Here is a 15,349-nt window from a genome sequence, read left to right as displayed (position 1 = left end):
TCAGGCACGATCATCGCGGAGAACGGATGCCTCGGGCGACCCGACGAGCGCCCGGCGCGGCCTCGTGCGTGGCACTCCCATGCCGAGCAGGCGCTCCTCGAGCGGGCGTTTGCGCACCATGTCGGTCCAGTCCCAGCGGTCCATCGACGTCACTCGGCGGCGGAGTGCATTCTCGCGGTCCTTCTCCCGAATCACCGCACGGGCCGCGATCAACGAGTCTCGCGGCTCCCGCACCGCGACCGCGGATCCGTGCGCGCTCGCACCCGCGAGGTACTTCCCGCGACCGTCAGCCTCGCCGATGGCCCGCACCGACGGCCACCAGAAGTCGACGTCCGCGGTCATCGCGAGCTCGTCGAGCCGGAACGGCTCCTGCAGAACCGGCGCCTCGAACCCGCACTCCTCGATGACGAGTCGGCTGACCGTTTCGAGCACGGTCTGGGATCGGCTCGTCGCGCGAACCAGCACGACCTCCGTTCGGCGGCTGCCGGGGTAGGGCATCAGTCGCTCGTGTTCGCCGCGCAGCCGTTCGATCGTCGTGAGCGGAGCGCGTCTCGCGCCACTCGGCACCCAGAGCGCGGCATCGACCGCGGCCAGGGCCGCGGCGAGCGTGCCCACGCGACAGGCCTGGATGAGGGCGAACTCCACAGAGGTCACGAACATGCCGCCCTGCACACTCCCGACGTCTGGCGGGCGCGGGGCCGCGACGGCGACGACGCCGGGGCGACGATGCCCGGTCGGGCCGTCGGCGAGCACGCAGACGTCGCGCGGCCATCGGCCGTAGCTCGGCAACCCGAGGAGCGCGAGCGCTGAGAACCCCGTGAAGACCGGCGCCTGCATGCTCACGGCTGCCGCCGAGACGAGGTGGGTGTGACGAAGTTCATCGCGGCGCCACTCCGGTGTTCCGAGCGGAGGCGCGTCGACGTAGACGCCCCGTCTCACGCGGACGATTCGACGGGCGGCGACCTCGGCGGCGAGGGTTCGCTGCAGTCCTGCTTCACGCACGTCGGCGAACCGGATGAGGCCGTTGGGAAGCCGGGGAAGTTCCATCCGCCAAGGCTCCCCGGTCCGGACACCCTCGACCCCGGGATCGGGCATGCTTTCGAGCGATCTCGCCAGCCGGCCGCCTGTGCAGAACGAGTCACCGCATCGAGTGAGGACGGATCGGCACGCCAAGTGGGTCTCGGTGCGACCTCACGGAGCCGAAGTTCACTCACGCGGGGCAGCTGAACGCGGAGGCGGGCGTCAGCGGCGCGGGGCGTAGCCGCGCAGCCAGCGCGTGATCGCCGCGTAGGCGGCGGCCCGCACGGGCTCGCGCGAGAGGAAGACGTCGTGCAGGGCGCCGTCGATGCGCGCGACGGTCACGTTCGGGCCGAGCCGGAGGGTGCGCTCGGCCATCTCGTCGACGACGAGCACGATGTCCGACGACCGCATGGCCTCGTCCCACCGGGGCAGCAGCGTCGACCGCTTCGAGAGCAGCGTGAGCACGGGCGCGCCGACGTCGATGCGGCGGGCGACGGTCGCGTGCCCGGCGAGGATGCCGGTGAGCCACGCGGGGTGCACCGTGAATCCACGGTCGGGCCGCCACGCGTGGTTGTACTCCCACTCGCCGCCGAACTCCTTCGCGACGGTGCGCGTGTAGAAGCCCAGATCCACGTTCGGCATCGGTCCGAGCGGGTTCACGCGAGCGCCCCAGCCGATGACGGGCGCGAGCGCCGCGCGCCCGGTGCTGCTCAACTGAAACTCCAGCCACGGGCTGTTCAGCACGAGTGCCGAGGCCCTGCCCTGGTTGCGCGCCGACCAGAGGCTGAGCGTCAGGCCGCCGGTCGAATGGCCGAGCAGCAACAGCGAGCGAGCGGATGCCGCGGCCCCGCGCCCGTGCCCCATGACCTCGAGCGCCGCCTCGATGTCGTCGTCGTACGTGGCGAGGTCGGTGACGAAGCCGGGCGTCTGCCCTGGCCGGAGGCTGCGCCCGTACTTGCGGAGGTCGAGCGCGAAGAACCGCGCCCCTGCGTCGGACCAGTAGCGCGCGAGTTCGGGGTTGAAGAAGTAGTCGCTCCAGCCGTGCACGTAGAGCACATCGATTCCGGATGCCGCGCCGCGCCGAAGCGGCCACCGGAACCCGGGATCGTGCCGCACGAGCGTCGCGACGACCTCGCCCTCGTCGTCGGTGCCGAGCGGCAGGGTGCGCTGCTCGAAGCCGTGGCCGAGCACGTCGGGCCGCCAGCGTTCGTCATGCCCGACGGCGGCGGCGACGGCACTCGCGTCGGCGGCGGACGATCCGACCGGCGCGTCGGATGCCGAACCGGAACGAGGTGCGACCGGATGCTCTGCCACGACACCTCCCCCGGGGTCTCGGTGGGTTCAGCCTAGCGTCGCCATGCCGATGAACGAGTGGACGTCGCCCGCGACCAGCACCGCGACCAGGGCTCCGGCGAGCATCGACGGGCCGAACGGGATCGACCCGCGCAGGGACACGCGCCGGGTGGCGAGCCCGATGACGGCGATGACCCCGCCGATGACGAACGCCGCGAGCAGGCCGATGAGCCAGGCCGAGAGGCCGAACCAGCCGAGCACGAGCCCGATGAGCAGCGCGAGCTTCACGTCGCCCATGCCCATGGCTCCGGGTGAGATGAGCGCCAGCAGCAGGTAGACGGCGAACATGGCGCCGGCTCCGGCGAGCGCGAAGAGGAACGCGGCGGGTCGGCCGGTCAGGAGCGTCGCGAGCAGGAGGAGCGCTGCGACGGCACCGAGCGCCGGGAACACGACGGCGTTCGGCAGGCGGTGCTCGATGAGGTCGACGAGGGCGAGCACGGTCGCGGCCGCCGCGAAGACGAGCAGCGGAAGCAGCATCCAGGTCGCCGCGAACCGCAGCCCGAGCAGGCCGAACGTGATCGCCGTGACGACGGCCGCCGAGATGCGAACGGTGCGCTGCGACATCCGCTCGCCCTGCGACCCGGCCGGGGACCGCAGCGAACGCCGCACCCACGCCGCGAGCGGCCACCACCCCAGCGCGGCCCCGAGCGCGGCGACCATGAGCGCGATCACGAGCAGCACGACGGCGGTCATGGTCTCGGGCGGCACGACGTGCAGCGTACCGGCCCGCCGCGATCAGCGGCGGGCGTCATGCACAGGCCGCGCCGCGGCATCCGCCCGCCCGAAGACGAGAGGGCGGGAGGACGGGAGGACGGGACGACGACCCACCGCAACCCGAGGTCACGCCTCGCCGCGCGAGACCTGCACCATGTCGTCGCGCGGCACGACCTTGATGCGCACGCGCCCCTCGGCCTCGCCGAGCGAGCGCTCGTGCTGGTCGAGGCGGTGCCATCCGTCGAGGTCGGTGTAGGCGATGCCGCGCGCGTCGAGCATCTCGAGCACCGACTCCTCGGAGGGCCATTCAGGGGTCCACCAGTTGCCGAGGTCGTTGATGACGTGCTTGATCGTCTCCATGGCGTCGGACTTCGTGTGCCCGATGAGGCCGACGGGTCCGCGCTTGATCCACCCGGTCGCGTAGACGCCGTACATCTGGCGCGACTCGCCCGTGTCGGGGTCGCGGAGCAGCACCTGGCCCTCGTGGTTCGGGATCACGCCCAGCCGCTCGTCGAACGGCACGCCGGGCAGCGGCGAGCCGAAGTAGCCGACGGCCCGGTACACGGCCTGGATCGGGATCTCGCGGATCTCGCCCGTGCCGACCACGCCGCCGGCGCCGTCGGACCTCGTGCGTTCGTAGCGGATCGCGCTCACCCGCCCCGACCCGTCGTCGACGATCTCGAGCGGTTTGGCGAAGAAGTGCAGGTGCAGGCGCCGCGAGGCCTCGCCGACCTCGCGCTGTCGCCATTGCTGCAGCACCTTGTCGATGACGAAGACCTGCTTGTTGCCGGCGACCGCGGCCCGGGCCGCGTCGTCGTAGTCGAAGTCCTCGTCGGCGAGGATCATGTCGACGTCGCGCAGTTCGCCGAGCTCGCGCAGTTCGAGGGGCGTGAACTTGACGGATGTCGGGCCGCGGCGTCCGAACACGTGCACATCCGTCACGGGCGATTCGCCGAGCCCGGCGGCGACGTTGTCGGGGATCTCGGTGACCATGAGGTCTTCCACGTGCTTGGCGAGCATGCGGGCGACGTCGAGCGCGACGTTGCCGTTGCCGATCACCGCGATCGACTCGGCCTCGAGCGGCCAGGTGCGCGGCACGTCGGGGTGCCCGTCGAACCAGCTCACGAAGTCGGCGGCGCCGTAGGAGCCCTCGAGGCCGACACCCGGGATGTTCAGCGAGGAGTCGTGCACGGCGCCCGTGGCGAAGATGACGGCGTTGTAGTGGCGCTTCAAGTCGTCGAGCGAGATGTCCTCGCCGAAGCGCACGTTGCCGAAGATGCGGATGTCGCCGCGGTCGAGCACCTCGCGCAGGGCCGTGATGATGCCCTTGATGCGCGGGTGGTCGGGGGCGACCCCGTAGCGCACGAGCCCGTAGGGCGCGGGCAGGTGGTCGAACAGGTCGATCGACACGTCGAAGTTGCGCTCGGCCTTCAGCAGGATGTCGGCGGCGTAGATGCCGGCGGGTCCGGCGCCGACGATCGCGAGTCGAAGCTTGTTCCTGGTCACGGTGCTCGAACCTCCATCGTCGGAATTCCGGATGCCGGTGCGCCCGACCGGGCGCACCCAATTGCCTCAGCTCGCCCGGTCGACGACCGTCTCGGCGAAGCGGGTGAGCGCCTTCTTCACGGGGCCGTCGGGCAGCGGTGCGAGCGCCTCTACCGCCTCGCGGGCCCAGCGGTGCGCCTCGTCGAGGGTCGCCCTGGTGGCCTCGTGCTCGCGCAGCTCGGCGACGATCGCGTCGACCGTCTCGCGCGAGGGCACGATGCGCGAGGCGAGCGTGTTCGTGTCGTGCGGGTCGCCGGCGTCGGCGGGGTCGAGGCCGACCATGACATCGCGCCGGATGCGCCGGAGCAGGTCGGCCGACGCGGGATCGGTCTCGGCGAGCTCGGCCAGGCGCAGCACGGGCAGCGTGACGACGCCGGCGCGGAGGTCGGTGCCGGGCACCTTGCCGGTGGTCTCGGGTTGCGGCGACAGGTCGATGACGTCGTCGATGAGCTGGAACGCGATGCCGATCTTCTCGCCGAACTCGACGACGGGCGCCTCGTAGGCGGGGTCGGCGCCCGAGAACACGAGCCCCGACTGCGCGGCGGCGGCGATCAGCGAACCGGTCTTGTCGGCGAGCACCTGGATGTAGTGCTCGACGGGGTCGTCGCCCTCGCCGGGGCCGACGGTCTCGTGCAGCTGCCCGAGCACGAGGCGTTCGAACGTGCCGGCCTGCATCTTGATGGCGCGTTCGCCGAGGTCGGCCATGAGCTGGCTCGCCCTCGCGAACAGCAGGTCGCCTGTCAGGATCGCGACGTTGTTGCCCCACACGGTCTGCGCACTGGGCACGCCGCGGCGACGCTCGGACTCGTCCATGACGTCGTCGTGGTACAGCGACCCGAGGTGCGTGATCTCGATCGCCTCGGCGGCGGTGACCACGTCGTCGGTGATGCCCGCGCCGAGCTGCGCGGTGAGCAGGGTCAGCATGGGCCGCACGCGCTTGCCGCCGGCGTCGAGCAGGTAGCGGGTCGAGGCATCCGCGATCGAATCGGCGAAACGCACTTCACGGACGAGGCCCGCTTCGACTCGGTCGATGCCGTCGTCGATCGCCTTCGCCATCGCCTTGTCGGCGGATGACGCGAACAGGCGCTCGCTCAGACCGAGGTTCGAAGCGAGCGCAGAGCCGCGACGTGCGACCGGATGGCTCGGATTCACGTGTTCGAGTCTATCGGGGTCGACCTGCGCACCCGGTCGACGCGGCTTCCACGGCGAGCCCTCGCGATGGACACGCGGGCGAGTGACGGATGCCGCGGCACAGCGCCCGGCACGGCGCCCGGCTCGGGCGAGCGGGCGTCGGGTTCAGGCGAGCGGCTTGCGCGCCCGGTGCAGGGCGACGATGCCGCCCGTGAGGTTGCGCCAGGCGACGTCGGTGTAGCCGACGCTGCGGATGAGCGCGGCGAGCTCTGGCTGCTCGGGCCAGGCGTCGATCGACTCGTTGAGGTAGTCGTAGGCGTCGTCGTTCGAGCTCGAGAGCCGCACGAGCGTCGGCATGACGTAGCGCTGGTAGGCGTGGTAGCCGGTGCGGATGAGCGGCGCCTGCGGCTGCGAGAACTCGCAGATCACGAGGCGGCCGCCGGGCTTGGTCACGCGCAGGAACTCGGCGAGCGCCTGCTCGGGCCCGTTCACGTTGCGCAGGCCGAACGAGATCGTCACGGCGTCGAACTGGTCGTCGCCGAAGGGCAGGTTCGTGGCGTCGGCCTCGACGAACACGAGGTTCGGCACGTGCTCCTGACGGGCGCGACCGACCTCGATCATGCCGGGCGAGAAGTCGGCGGCCACGACGGAGGCGCCGGAGGCCGCAAGGCTCGCGCTCGAGGTGCCGGTGCCCGCGGCGACGTCGAGGATGCGCTCGCCGGGCTTGGGCGCGACCGCGCGCGTGGTGGCCACCCGCCAGAGCGGCGCGTTGCCCATCGAGAGCACGGTGTTCGTGCGGTCGTACCTGGCCGCCACCCGGTCGAACATCGCCGATACCTGGCTGGGATCCTTGCCGAGATCTGCGCGCGTCATCCTTCGATCCTAGGCCGCGGTCGCAGTGCATGCGCTGGGAAGCATGCAGCCGAATGCCGGCGGGCCCCGAGGGCTCGAGCGCCCGGTGCCGGCCGGTCGAGGGGGCGCGCCAGCGCCGTCGGCTTCCACGCAGCACCCGAGTCGTAGGCTGATCCGGTGACGAACACGGATGCCGCGCACCAGGGCGCCAGGTCGCGCCTCGTGGTGCACACCGAGCCGGTCGACGAACTCGCGCCGCTGATCCCGCGCGCCGACCCGCGGCATCCGCTGCTCTGGATGCGCCGCGGCGAGGGCATCGTGGGCCTCGGCGAGACCCTGCGCATCGAGACGACCGGCGTCGACCGGGTCGCCGACGCGGCCGCCGTGTGGACCGAGCTCGCCGCGGACGCCGACGTCGACGACCGCGTCGGGCTGCCCGGCACGGGACTCGTCGCCTTCGGCGCGTTCGCGTTCGCCGACGAGTCGGAGTCCACGAGCGTGCTCATCGTGCCCGAACTCGTGCTCGGCCGCCGCGACGGCCGAGCCTGGGTCACGCGCATCGCGTTGGTCGAGCAGCCCGACGCAGACGCTGCGGGCGACGGTGACGACGGGCGAGCGGATGCCGCGGCATCCGAATCGCTCGAGATCCCCGAGCCGGCGCCTCGCCGTCGCGTGCCGCGCGTCACGTTCGCACCGGGCGCGGTGCCGCCCGAGCGCTACGAGGCCGCGGTCTCCGAAGCCGTGCGCCGCATCGACGGCGGCGAGCTCGCGAAGGTCGTGCTCGCGCGCGAGCTCGTGGGCGAGCTGCACGAGGAGGACGGCCTGCGCGCCACGATCCACCGGCTCGCCGAGGACTACCCCGACACCTGGGTGTTCGCGGTCGACGGACTCATCGGCGCGAGCCCCGAGACGCTCGTGCGCGTCGACCACGGCACGGTCTCGTCCCGCGTGCTCGCCGGAACGACCGCGCGGGGTGCGGGCGAGGCCTCCGACCGCCAACGCGCCGTCGCCCTCACCGAATCCGCGAAGGACCGGGCCGAGCACGCCCTCGCCGTCGCGAGCGCGGTCAAGCGCCTCGAGCCGCACACGGCCCGCCTCGACGCGAGCCCCGAGCCGTTCACGCTGCAGCTGCCGAACCTCTGGCACCTCGCGACCGATCTCAAGGGCACGCTCGGCGACGGCTCCAGCGCGCTCGACCTGGTGCGCGCCGTGCACCCGACGGCGGCCGTCGCCGGCACGCCCAGGCGGGTGGCGCTATCGGTGCTCGCCGAACTCGAGGGCTTCGACCGGGGGCGCTACGCCGGGCCGGTCGGCTGGGTCGACGGCGACGGCGACGGCGAGTGGGCGATCGCGCTCCGCTGCGCGCAGATCGACGCCGACGGCACCGTGCACGCCTACGCCGGCTGCGGCATCGTGCACGACTCCGTGCCGGCCGACGAGCTCGCCGAGACGGACATGAAGTTCCGGCCGATCGTCGAGGCCTTCGGCGGCTAGCTCGCCGCAGGCGGTCAGCTCGCCGCAGGCGGTCAGCTCGCCGCGAGCCTCGCCTGCTGCTCGGCCACGTCGTAGTCGGCCTTCGGCCACTCGAGCTCCATGCGCTCGAGCGCGTCGGTGAGCAGGTGCTGCACGGCCAGCCGCGCGTACCACTTGCGGTTCGCGGGAATCACGAACCACGGGGCATCCCCCGTCGCGGTCTGGTCGAACGCGAGCTGGTAGGCCTGCTGGTAGTCGCCCCAGAGGAGCCGCTCGTCGATGTCGCCCGGGTTGAACTTCCAGTGCTTGTCGGGCCGGTCGAGCCGCTCCCGCAGGCGTTCGCGCTGCTCGTCGGGCGAGATGTGCAGCATGACCTTGATCACCGTGGTCGCGCCTTCGGTGAGTTCCCGCTCGAAGTCGTTGATGGCGCCGTACCGTCGTTCGATCTCCTCGGGCGAGGCGAGCCCGCGCACGCGCGCGATGAGCACGTCCTCGTAGTGCGAACGGTCGAAGACGCCGATCATGCCCGCCTCGGGGGCCTCCTTGCGGATGCGCCAGAGGAAGTCGTGCGCGAGTTCCTCCGCGGTGGGCTTCTTGAAGCTCGCGAGCTGCACGCCCTGCGGGTCGACCGAGCCCATCACGTGCTTGACGATGCCGCCCTTGCCCGCGGTGTCCATGGCCTGCAGCACGAGCAGGATGCGCCGTTCATCGCCCAGGCGACTGCACGCGAACAGCTGCTCCTGCAGCTCCTCGAGTCGGGCGACCCCGGCGGCGAGCGCCTGAGCACCCGCGGACTTGCCGCCCTCGAACCCGGGCGTGGAGTCGGGGGCGACGTCGGCCAGGCGGAATCCGTCGTCGACTCGAAGCAGGTCGATCGGGTCGGCGGTCCAGTGCGGCGCGTGGTTCATGACGGCTCCCCTCGCGCGACGCGGCGCCGCGCAGGGTTCCATCCTGTCGAGCGAGCGGATGCCGCGGCAAGGCCTCGGCCGGTCGCGGCGGCGTTTGCGCGGGGCGCTGGTCTCGAGACGCTTCGCTCCTCGACCGGCAGAACCCGGCGGCTCAACGCGGCAGCGGCACCTCGAGCAGGCTCGGCCCGTCGACGGGCGCCGCGAGGGCGTCGCTCAGTTCGCCGCGGGTCGTGGCCCGCGCGTACGCCCAGCCGTAGGCCGTGGCGAGGGCCGAGAGGTCGACCGTCTGCGGCGTGTACTGCACCCGGTCGAACGCGTCGGGCTCGGCCGAACCCGCGACCTCGAGGGCGTCGAAGATCGTGCCGCCGCCGTCGTTGCCGACGACGACCTGCAGGCGCGGGCGCACCTCGCCGACGCCGAACAGCAGCGAGCCGACGTCGTGCAGCAGCGTGAGGTCGCCGATCACGGCGCGCGTGACCGACCCGCTCGCGATGGCGATGCCGACGGAGGTGGCCACGGTGCCGTCGATGCCCGCGAGGCCGCGGTTGGCGTGCACGGTGATCCGGCGCCCGGCGACGGACCGGTCGGCGTCGCGGATGAGCCGCGAGGCCCCGAACACGAGCCGGTCGTGCGGCCACGTCGCGGCCCACACCGCGTCGACGAGCATGCGACGGGACACGGGTTCGCGCACGGCCGCGAGCTGCGCCTTCATGTACTCGCGCTGCGCCGCGTAGTCGGAGACGTGCCCGGTCTCGTCGACGCCGCTCATCAGGCCGAGGGTCTGCGGCAGGCCGGCGTCGACGATCGACCGGCTCGCGTGCACCCAGCGTCCGAGCCACTCGCGCGCCTCGGGCGGCAGCGGCGTCGGCTGCGCCTCGGCGTGCACCGCGCGCTCGAAGCGGCGCACGCGACGCCCCGGGTTGTACCACTCGATGCCAGAGGGGGCCACGACGATCGCCTCGACGTCGCGGCGCTGCACGAGCGCCGGCACCTCGCGCGAGAGCGTCGGATGCCCGAAGACCACGACGCGCTCGACGCGGTCGCCGAAGCCGGGCTCGTTCAGCAGTTCGCGCGACGCGACCACGAGGTTCGGGCCGAAGCGGGCGCCGCTCGTGACCTCGGCGAGCAACGGCCATCCGCCCTCGCGCGCGAACTGCTCGGCGCCGGGGCCGGCTCCCGCGCCGGCGACGACGACCGTGCGCGGGCCCGCCTCGATGAGCGCGCCCTTCGGACGGCGCTCGGCATCGGCGTCGACGGATGCCGCGGCGCGCGTCGCGGCATCCGTCACAGGATCGCCCTCGGCGGGCGCCGGCGCTGCGTCGAGGTGCACCGCCGTGGAGAGGGGCTCGCTGTACTGCAGGTTGAGGTGCACCGGGCCGGGCCCGGGATGCGCCGCGGGCACGCCGCGATCGTCGCGCCCGAGCGAGACGGCGACGGCCGTACGTGCGAGCCGTGCCGCGGCCTCGGCCTCGCCGGAGTCGCCGACGGGGGCCGCGACGTCGCGCTCGAGGCGCACCGCATCGCCGAAGATGCCCGGCTGCACGGTCGTCTGGTTCGCCCGGATGCCGCGCAGCTCGACCGGCCGGTCGGCCGAGCACACGATGAGCGGAACGCCCGAGTGATGCGCCTCGAGCACGGCCGGGTGCAGGTTCGCGACCGCCGTGCCCGAGGTGACGACGACGACCGCCGGACGCCCCGACTCGACCGCGAGGCCGAGCGCGAGGAACCCGGCGCTGCGTTCGTCGATGCGCACGTGCAGGCGGATCGCGCCGACCCGCTCGAGTTCGGCCGCCACGAGCGCGAGCGCCTGCGACCGCGACCCCGGGGCCACGACCACGTCGCGCACGCCGGCGCGCACGAACCCGTCGAGCAGTGCGAGGGCGGCGGCGGTCGCGGGGCTTCGGGTGCGGTCGGATGCCGGAGTCGGGCCTGCGCCCGACGCCTCAGCCATTCGGCCGGCCGGAGGCTCCCGCCTCACCGGAGGCGTCTGGGCCGTCGTGCGGCTTCGGCTCGTGCGAACGGGGATCGCGGGGATCCTGCTCGGAATCGGCGCCGTCGAGGTCGGCGAGCTCCTGCTCGAGCCGGCGGATGCGTTCGTCTTGATCGGCATCGGCCTTGAGCCCCCGCAGGAACTCGGGGTCGTCGTCGGGGGCGACGGTCTTGCCGGAGCGGCCGCGCCACGCACGCCCGCGACCGATGAGGAACCAGAGGATGCCGCCGATCACCGGGAGCAGCACGATGATCGCGAGCCACCACCCGCGGCTCACTCCACGGATGCGGGACCGATCGAAGAACGCGCAGTCGGCGATCGCGTAGACCCAGAAGATCACGGCGACGATGCCGCCCACGAACCAGACGCGTACCATCCCGCCAGTCTAGGCGCGTACGGGCCGATACGGCTGGGAGAGCGCACAGGGAGCCCGACCTAGACTTGCATGGTGAAGTCCGTGCCCGTCTGGATCTGGTACACCGCCCTGCGCGTCGCGCTGTTCGTGGTGCCCCTCGTGGTGCTGCTCGTCGCCGGGGTTCCCGGCTGGATCGCCGCCCTCGTGGCCGCGTTGTTCGGGCTGAGCGCGTCGCTGCTCTTCCTGCGGCGCCCGCGCGAGTCGATGGCGGGCGACCTCTACGCCGCGCGCCACCGCGAGAAGCCCCTCGTGCACGAGGACGACGCCGAAGAGGATGCCGCGATCGACGGCACCTCCGCCGAGACCGCCCGCGACTGACCGAGGGCGCCGGCACGCGACATCCGCTCGCCTCACCGACTGCGCTCGCGCGCGGCATCCGCTCGCCCGAGCCCGCTGATCGAACCGACGCCGATCGAACCGACGCCGATCGAGCCGACGAGGGTCAGAGCGCGATCGCGAGCCCCAGGCCGATGCCGTACGCGAGCGCCGTGAAGCTCGCCAGCTGCAGCGCGAGGATCAGCTCGCGCGGCGTCTTCGCCGTGAGCACGATGACGCACGCCGGCAGCGCGAGCAGCAGCGCGAAGAACACGAGCACCGCGGTCGGGTAGAAGAGCGCGAGCACGCCGACGACCACGAACGGCAGCAGCATGAACGCGACGAAGAGGATGCGTCCGACGAGCGGCCCGACGAGCACCGCGAGCGTGCGCTTGCCCGCGACGCGATCCTGCTCGACGTCGCGCAGGTTGTTGGCCATGAGCACCGCGCACGCGAGCAGGCCCACGCCGACGCCGCCCATCCACGCCTCGAAGGTGACGGTGAGCGCCTGCACGAACGCCGAACCGGCCGTCGCGACGAGGCCGAAGAACACGAAGACGAACAGTTCGCCGAGCCCCGCATAGCCGTAGGGCCGCTTGCCGCCCGTGTAGAACCAGGCCGCGACGATCGCCGCCGCACCGACCGCGAGCAGCCACCACTGCTGCGTGATGACCGTGAGCGCGAGGCCCGCGAGCGCGGCGACGCCGAAGAATCCGAGCGCGACGCCGAGCACGACCTTCGGGTTCACGAGGCCGGATGCGGTGAGGCGGGCTGGTCCGACCCGGTGGTCGTCGGTGCCGCGGATGCCGTCGGAGTAGTCGTTCGCGTAGTTCACGCCGATCTGCAGCGCGAGTGCGACGACCAGGGCGAGGGCGAAGCGGGTCGGATGCCACTGGCCGTCGCCGATGGCCACGGCGCCGGCGCCCGTGCCGAGCGCGACGGGCGCGATCGCGAGCGGAAGCGTGCGCAGGCGTGCACCGGCGATCCAGTCGCCGGGCGTCAGCCGGGTGCGCGCCCCGCGGACCGGTCCGGCCTTCGCCGCTGCCGCCGCCCTGGCGGGATTGCCGGAGCGGCCGGCACCTCCGGCCGGCTTGCCTGCGGGCTTGGCGGGCTTGGAGTCGGGCTGGTTCATGCGCTGGGGGTTGGGGCGTGCCACACCGACATGCTAGTTCGCGGTTCCTATGACGTGGCTTCGCGTGCCACGAGCGCGGCGAGCGCACGTCGGTCGGGCTTGCCCGAGGCGAGCTGCGGCAGCCGGTCGAGGATGACGAGGCGCACCGGGCGTCCGGCGGGCGGCAGGCCGGCGGCGTCGGTCGCGGCGGCGAGAGCGGCGAGAGCCGTCGATCCGTCGATCCGTCGATGTTCGGCCGTCGACGCATCCGGTCGGGCGAAGATGGACGGATCACGGAGATGCGCACCATCGTCGGCCGGCGGCTCGAGCCGCACCGGGTCGGCGGCAGCGTGGTCGGCGGGATCGGTGCGGGGTGCGGATGCCGCGGCATCCGCTCGCTCGACGACGACCGCCGGGCGCTCGCCCCACTCGGGGTCGGCCACGGGCAGCACGACCGCGGCCTCGAAACCGGCGACGGAACGCACCGCGCGCTCGACCTCGCCCAGGGCGACCTTGACGCCGCCCGAGATGACGACGTCGTCGGCACGGCCGGTGATGCGCAGCAGGTCGGGGAAGCGAGGGGCGCGGGCGTCGGTGTCGCGGGCCTCGGCGTCGTCAGCGGTGGCAGCGGCGGCAGCGGCGACGTCGGGCACGAGCTCGCCGAGGTCGCCCGTGCGGTACCAGCGGGTGCCGTCGGCGTCGGTCGTGAAGGCGGCGGCCGTGCGCTCGGGGTCTTCGAGGTAGCCGATCGCGAGCGTCGGGCCGCTGAGCTGCACCTCGCCGTCGACCACGCGCACGCCGACGCGCGGCAGCGGATGCCCGTCGTAGACGCAGCCGCCGGCGGTCTCGCTCGAGCCGTAGGTGCGGTGCACCTGCGCGCCGAGTGCCCGCGCCCGCTCGACGAGGCCAGGGGGCGCCGCCTGCCCGCCGAGGAGGATCCGGTCGAACGAGCCGAGCGCCGTGCCGACCGAGCGATCGCGCTCGGCCGCGTCGACGAGGCGCGCGAGCTGCACGGGCACGAGCGAGGTGAACCACGGGTGGTCGGGGTCGAGCGTGCGCGCGGCGGCAACGAAGGCCTCGGGGGTGAACCCTCCCTGCGGCAGCACGACGGGCGCGGTGCCCGCGAGGATCGAGCGCACGAGCACCTGCGCCCCGGCGATGTACGTGGCCGGCAGGGCGAGCAGCCACTGTCCGCGCTGCCCGCCGAACCACTGCTCGGTCGCGTGGGCGCTCGCCCGCAGCGCGGCGCCCGAGAGCATGACGCGCTTCGGGGCATCCGTCGATCCGCTCGTCTCGACGACGAGGGCGACCTCGGCGGGCACGAACCCGGCGCCGAGGTCGTCGGCCGCGGGCTCGGTGTCGCCCGGCACCGGCAGCACGGCGAGTGCGCCCTCGTCGAAGAGCACGGCCTCGCGCAGCTGGGCGAGCAGCGCCGCGGTGTCACCGGCTGCAACCCTGATGAGGGGTTTCCGGTCGCTCACCGTAACCCGCTCGCCCGGTTGCCCGCTGTCGGGAAGGCCTCGGGCATCAGTAGTGCCAGGGGTACGGGCCCCAGTCGGGGTCGCGCTTCTCGAGGAACGAGTCGCGCCCCTCGACGGCCTCGTCGGTGCCGTAGGCCAGGCGCGTGGCCTCGCCCGCGAACACCTGCTGGCCGACCATGCCGTCGTCGACCGCGTTGAACGCGAACTTCAACATGCGGATGGCCGTGGGCGACTTCGTGAGGATCGTGCGGGCCATCGCGACGGCCTCGCGCTCGAGCTCGGCGTGCGGCACGACCCGGTTCACGGCGCCCATCTCGTAGGCGCGGTCGGCCGAATACTCCTCGGCGAGGAAGAACACCTCGCGAGCGAACTTCTGCCCGATCTGGCGCGCGAAGTAGGCACTGCCGTAGCCGGCATCGAAACTGCCGACGTCGGCATCCGTCTGCTTGAACCGACCGTGCTCGCGCGAGGCGATGGTGAGGTCGCAGACGACGTGCAGCGAATGCCCGCCGCCGGCAGCCCAACCGGGCACGACCGCGATGACGATCTTCGGCATGAAGCGGATGAGCCGCTGCACCTCGAGGATGTGCAGGCGCCCGGTGCTCGCCGCGGCGGCGGGGTCCCGCACGACCTCGGCCTCGTCGGCGGAGTACTGGTAGCCGTCGCGCCCGCGGATGCGCTGGTCGCCGCCCGAGCAGAACGCCCAGCCGCCGTCCTTCGCACTCGGGCCGTTGCCCGTCAGCAGCACGACGCCGATGCGGGGGTTCGTGCGGGCGTCTTCGAGGGCGCGGTACAGCTCGTCGACCGTGTGCGGCCGGAACGCGTTGCGCACCTCAGGTCGATCGAACGCGATACGCGCGATGCGCCCGTCGGTCGAGTGGTGGTAGGTGATGTCGCTGAGCCCCGCGTCACCGGCGACGGCAGATGCCGCGTCGACCCACTCGCTCGCATCGAACAGTTCGGAAACGCTCACCTCTCCAGCCTAACGACCCGCCGTCGCACGCACGGCGTCACAGATCCGCCACCGCAGCGCCGGCCCCC

14 protein-coding genes are annotated in these 15,349 nt (G+C 72.8%); 2 read left to right on the top strand and 12 right to left on the bottom strand.

All coding sequences use genetic code 11. The features are described 5' to 3' along the window. The 6 genes from ATC03_RS01810 to ATC03_RS01785 all read right to left on the bottom strand — a co-directional run bounded on the left by ATC03_RS01810 (nt 1) and on the right by ATC03_RS01785 (nt 6,636). On the bottom strand, nt 1-1,047 hold the full coding sequence (locus ATC03_RS01810) for a hypothetical protein (protein WP_067872415.1): 1,047 nt from the start codon (nt 1,045-1,047) through the stop codon (nt 1-3). 195 nt (nt 1,048-1,242) lie between these two features. Continuing rightward, nucleotides 1,243-2,211, bottom strand: a complete 969-nt coding sequence (locus ATC03_RS01805; RefSeq protein ID WP_067881128.1) for an alpha/beta hydrolase — start codon at nt 2,209-2,211, stop codon at nt 1,243-1,245. A 150-nt stretch (nt 2,212-2,361) separates the two neighbouring features. Next, nucleotides 2,362-3,081 (bottom strand): prepilin peptidase, encoded by a 720-nt coding sequence (locus ATC03_RS01800; protein WP_084003189.1) that lies wholly within the window; start codon nt 3,079-3,081, stop codon nt 2,362-2,364. A gap of 132 nt (nt 3,082-3,213) precedes the next feature. Next, nucleotides 3,214-4,593 carry an FAD-dependent oxidoreductase gene (locus ATC03_RS01795; RefSeq protein WP_067881113.1) on the bottom strand — a complete coding sequence of 460 codons (1,380 nt, stop codon included), beginning with the start codon at nt 4,591-4,593 and terminating at the stop codon, nt 3,214-3,216. 66 nt (nt 4,594-4,659) lie between these two features. Beyond that, nucleotides 4,660-5,784 (bottom strand): polyprenyl synthetase family protein, encoded by a 1,125-nt coding sequence (locus tag ATC03_RS01790; protein WP_067872412.1) that lies wholly within the window; start codon nt 5,782-5,784, stop codon nt 4,660-4,662. A gap of 144 nt (nt 5,785-5,928) precedes the next feature. Next, nucleotides 5,929-6,636, bottom strand: coding sequence for a class I SAM-dependent methyltransferase (locus ATC03_RS01785; protein ID WP_067872408.1), 708 nt, complete (start codon nt 6,634-6,636; stop codon nt 5,929-5,931). Between the two features lie 156 nt (nt 6,637-6,792). Here ATC03_RS01785 and ATC03_RS01780 point away from each other — a divergent pair, with 156 nt between their 5' ends. Next, nucleotides 6,793-8,109 carry an isochorismate synthase gene (locus ATC03_RS01780; protein WP_067872405.1) on the top strand — a complete coding sequence of 439 codons (1,317 nt, stop codon included), beginning with the start codon at nt 6,793-6,795 and terminating at the stop codon, nt 8,107-8,109. Nucleotides 8,110-8,141: 32 nt separating this feature from the next. Here ATC03_RS01780 and ATC03_RS01775 read toward each other — a convergent pair whose 3' ends face one another. The 3 genes from ATC03_RS01775 to ATC03_RS01765 all read right to left on the bottom strand — a co-directional run bounded on the left by ATC03_RS01775 (nt 8,142) and on the right by ATC03_RS01765 (nt 11,362). Continuing rightward, the gene (locus tag ATC03_RS01775; protein ID WP_067872402.1) at nt 8,142-8,996 is read right to left on the bottom strand and encodes a PPK2 family polyphosphate kinase; all 855 of its coding nucleotides are present in this window, start codon (nt 8,994-8,996) and stop codon (nt 8,142-8,144) included. A 151-nt stretch (nt 8,997-9,147) separates the two neighbouring features. Then, entirely contained in the window at nt 9,148-10,947 is a 1,800-nt protein-coding gene (gene menD, locus ATC03_RS01770; protein ID WP_067872398.1) for a 2-succinyl-5-enolpyruvyl-6-hydroxy-3-cyclohexene-1-carboxylic-acid synthase, read from the bottom strand. Then, a complete protein-coding gene (locus ATC03_RS01765) occupies nt 10,940-11,362 on the bottom strand; it encodes a PLDc N-terminal domain-containing protein (RefSeq protein ID WP_067872395.1) in 423 nt (140 codons plus the stop codon). Before ATC03_RS01765 ends, menD begins: the two co-directional genes overlap by 8 nt. Nucleotides 11,363-11,434: 72 nt before the next feature. On the opposite strand from ATC03_RS01765, the gene ATC03_RS01760 reads away from it, so the two are divergent. Beyond that, the gene (locus ATC03_RS01760) at nt 11,435-11,719 is read left to right on the top strand and encodes a DUF4229 domain-containing protein (protein ID WP_161490301.1); all 285 of its coding nucleotides are present in this window, start codon (nt 11,435-11,437) and stop codon (nt 11,717-11,719) included. A 124-nt stretch (nt 11,720-11,843) separates the two neighbouring features. On the opposite strand, the gene ATC03_RS01755 is transcribed toward ATC03_RS01760, so the two are convergent. Genes ATC03_RS01755 through ATC03_RS01745 form a run of 3 tightly spaced genes read right to left on the bottom strand, consistent with a single transcriptional unit; the run spans nt 11,844 to nt 15,281 of the window. Further along, nucleotides 11,844-12,848 (bottom strand): 1,4-dihydroxy-2-naphthoate polyprenyltransferase, encoded by a 1,005-nt coding sequence (locus tag ATC03_RS01755; protein WP_067881111.1) that lies wholly within the window; start codon nt 12,846-12,848, stop codon nt 11,844-11,846. A gap of 47 nt (nt 12,849-12,895) precedes the next feature. Continuing rightward, nucleotides 12,896-14,308, bottom strand: a complete 1,413-nt coding sequence (locus tag ATC03_RS01750; RefSeq protein ID WP_067872389.1) for an AMP-binding protein — start codon at nt 14,306-14,308, stop codon at nt 12,896-12,898. A 46-nt stretch (nt 14,309-14,354) separates the two neighbouring features. Beyond that, nucleotides 14,355-15,281: a 1,4-dihydroxy-2-naphthoyl-CoA synthase gene (locus ATC03_RS01745; protein WP_067872386.1), complete on the bottom strand. Its 927-nt coding sequence runs from the start codon at nt 15,279-15,281 to the stop codon at nt 14,355-14,357. Between the last annotated feature and the right edge of the window lie 68 nt (nt 15,282-15,349).

Source organism: Agromyces aureus, from assembly GCF_001660485.1.
GTDB lineage: Bacteria > Actinomycetota > Actinomycetes > Actinomycetales > Microbacteriaceae > Agromyces > Agromyces aureus.
This window is presented reverse-complemented; position numbering and strand designations above follow the sequence as displayed.